Origin of the sequence: Neobacillus drentensis, assembly GCF_036965645.1 — a bacterium.
Classification (GTDB): Bacteria; Bacillota; Bacilli; order Bacillales; family Cytobacillaceae; genus Neobacillus; species Neobacillus drentensis_D.
On sequence record NZ_JBALPZ010000241.1, the window covers coordinates 1 to 3,014 of the forward strand.

Here is a 3,014-nt window from a genome sequence, read left to right on the forward strand (position 1 = left end):
AAAAGACTCGGCAAGATGCCGAATCTTTTTATTAGGGGTTTGGTTAAAAGGGTTGCAAAATGTCCTAGTTTGCAAAATTAATCATACTGTTTGATTATGAACAAACTATTAATAAAGTATTACAATATATTAAATATTTTAGAATAATAGCATAAACTTTTTTCTAAATATAGTAATCCTTTGCTTCTTACTACATAGCGGATTTGAATAACTAATTTTGATAATAAGGATTTAGGTGGATAAGAACCTCTTCAATATTATCATGTTTTTTTATTAGCTCTTGTTTGATTTCTCTTGTAAGATCATGTCCCTCTTTAATCGTTTTCTCGTGATCGATTGAAATTCTAAGGTCCACTAATACATAGTGGCCATGCTCCCTTGCTCTAATCTTATCGATGCGTTTAACATCTGGAAATGATGAAATAATCGAACGGTAGTCCATTATTATTTCAGTATCTATATTCCTTTCAAGTAAAATATCAAAAGATTCTTTAAGCATTTCAATTGCTATTTTAAAAATTAAAATGGCAACCACAATACTTGCAATTTTATCACCATAAAGGAGAACATGAATTTTAAGTTTTTCCCCAATAATGGATAATATTACCCCTCCTGCGGCTGCTATCGATGCCACAATATCTGCTTTATGGTCGTATGCAATGGCTTCAATCGCTTTACTACTGTGCACCTTGGCAGCCCTTAGTGAGTACCTATATAGAAACTCTTTCAAACCATAAGAGACAATCGCTATCCACATCGCAAGTATATTTGGTGCAGATATTGGATGAAAAAATCCAACGATTCCCTCATAGACCACGTAAAAAGATACGATAAGTAATAATATCCCAACCATTCCTGAAACAATTACTTCTGCTTTTCCATGGCCATAAGGATGCTCCTTATCTGCAGGTTTATTAGCTATTTTTATGACTAAGAGTACTATTACTGAAGCAAAAACATCTGCGGCTGAATGGATTCCATCAGCAAATACTGCATCACTTTTTCCGTAATAGCCGACAATTAATTTCCCGAAAGTTAGAAGTATATTACTTATTACGCTTATCCAAGCAACTTTTTTTGCTATTGATTCCCTAGTACCCATTTTTGTTACCTCCTAAAAAAGACACTTTTGTATCTTATCAAAAGGAGATTGAGTGAGTCTAGAGAAAAAATATTGGAATGGTCTATTAGTTTATCGTTTATAAAAAAGTTTAATAGAAAACTAACAAATTTGCATTTAGGCAAAAATTAAAAAACCAACCTAGACAAGGTTAGGTTGGTTTGATTTAAGAATGACTATTTGTTACCTGGAGCAGGTTGGTCAACTCCTTTTACGTGATGCCGATGGTGATCGTTTTCAGTGGTATAAAAATCATAATAATGTACATGCATACCATTTCCAACTGGTATAGCTGGTCCCGAATATGCCTTATAATGATGGGTATGACCGTCTTCAAACATTACATAACCTTCTGTATAATGAATATGGCTTCCATCCTGGGTTTGGATTGGAGGAGAAGTGACATCTAAACATTGATGAACATGACCATCCGCCACCGAAGTATAATCCACTGAACCATGAGTATGGTGTGGCACAAAACCGTTTACAAAATCATCTTTCACTACCTTCGCCATTCCCACACTCTCCCCGCAAAAGTTGTTCGCTTATTTTCTTTTTATTAACCTGTCTTCAAAATCGTTCAATGAACAATTGTTCATTGAATACTAATGATTCGGGTGCAACTAACATCTGGTTAAACTGATACATGCTTAAATGACCAGTAAGATTAGTCTAATCCTTCTCTTATTTCCCTCCTTTACTCTCATCTTTACTATGATATTTGTTGTATTTTTGATTTATGTTATAACACCAGTTAGTTTTTCCATTTCAATTTGAGCTAATTAATTTCATATATGGTGATTCATATTAGGCAACTTGTCCATTCCATAACACATTTTGAGAGTAAACTACTAAATAGATATTGGTTTGCTCTAAAACTTTTAAAACGAACTAAATGTTAAAAAGGGGTTTTCAAAATGAAAAATAGTTCATCAAATACCATTGATTATATTGTTGTTGGAACTGTTCCTGCTGGTGCCGTTTTAGCAAAAACAATCACTGATGTTTGAGAATAGTTTTGAGGCAGATAAAGAAGTTGGTTTGTTATAATATTACAAAGCCATTTATGATTTATCTATATCATAAATTGCTTTATTAATAACATGAAAGGAAATTGAAGTAATTTACTTGCAGGAATATATCACTAGGATTTCGATATAATTTAGTTCTTTTTTCTTATTGATAATTATGTCGAATTATTTGATAATGATAATCAATATCACTGATAATCATTATCATTTACTTAGGAGGTTTTATTATGTTAATTCAATTATTAAAGGAAAATCGCTATGTATCTCTGTTACTTACTGTACTTAGACTTTATCTTGGGTGGCAGTGGTTACATGCTGGTTGGGGGAAAATTTCAAGCGGAAAATTTGATGCAAGTGGCTTTCTTTATGGAGCAGTAAAAAACATGTCTGGTGAACACCCTTCTGTTCAACCTTGGTGGGGGAAATTTTTAAAAGAAGTTGCAATTCCATACGTGGATCTATTTAATTTCATGGTTCCTTGGGGAGAGTTATTCGTGGGTCTTGGATTAATTTTAGGATTTTTTACTTCATTTTCTATATTAATGGGTCTTACTATGAACTTTGCTTATATGTTATCAGGAACAACAAGTACCAATCCCCAAATGGTTTTATTAGGGCTGTTTATTCTTGTGGCAGGTATCAATGCTAGCAAAATCGGATTGGATCGCTGGATTATTCCAGTATTAAATAAAATGATATTTAGTAAAGCAAGCACTGAACACTTGTCTCAAAGTGCTACTTGAACATAGAGGACGAAAGTACATAATATTAAAGCATGGGGACCCCGAATCCACATGCTTCATTTCTTTTGAATAGACATTTTCTTTGAACTATTTTAAACGTTGCTTGTTAAGATTTATTAT

General features: G+C 32.9%; 3 protein-coding genes. 1 reads left to right on the forward strand and 2 read right to left on the reverse strand.

Annotation, left to right across the window (positions count from 1 at the left end):
- Nucleotides 1-211: 211 nt before the first annotated feature.
- Complete coding sequence (locus V7266_RS29535; protein WP_335472778.1) at nucleotides 212-1,102, reverse strand: cation diffusion facilitator family transporter; 891 nt, start codon at nucleotides 1,100-1,102, stop codon at nucleotides 212-214.
- A 194-nt stretch (nucleotides 1,103-1,296) separates the two neighbouring features.
- On the reverse strand, nucleotides 1,297-1,635 hold the full coding sequence (locus V7266_RS29540) for a YmaF family protein (RefSeq protein ID WP_335472779.1): 339 nt from the start codon (nucleotides 1,633-1,635) through the stop codon (nucleotides 1,297-1,299).
- 743 nt (nucleotides 1,636-2,378) lie between these two features.
- Between V7266_RS29540 and V7266_RS29545 the strand changes: the two genes are divergently transcribed.
- Nucleotides 2,379-2,894, forward strand: a complete 516-nt coding sequence (locus tag V7266_RS29545; protein ID WP_335472780.1) for a DoxX family membrane protein — start codon at nucleotides 2,379-2,381, stop codon at nucleotides 2,892-2,894.
- Nucleotides 2,895-3,014 lie beyond the last annotated feature (120 nt).

Excerpts from the sequence above, each read along its gene's own strand:
- V7266_RS29535 (WP_335472778.1), bottom strand. The coding sequence starts at position 1,102 with ATGGGTACTAGGGAATCAATAGCAAAAAAAGTTGCTTGGATAAGCGTA.
- V7266_RS29540 (WP_335472779.1), bottom strand. The coding sequence starts at position 1,635 with ATGGCGAAGGTAGTGAAAGATGATTTTGTAAACGGTTTTGTGCCACAC.
- V7266_RS29545 (WP_335472780.1), top strand. The coding sequence starts at position 2,379 with ATGTTAATTCAATTATTAAAGGAAAATCGCTATGTATCTCTGTTACTT.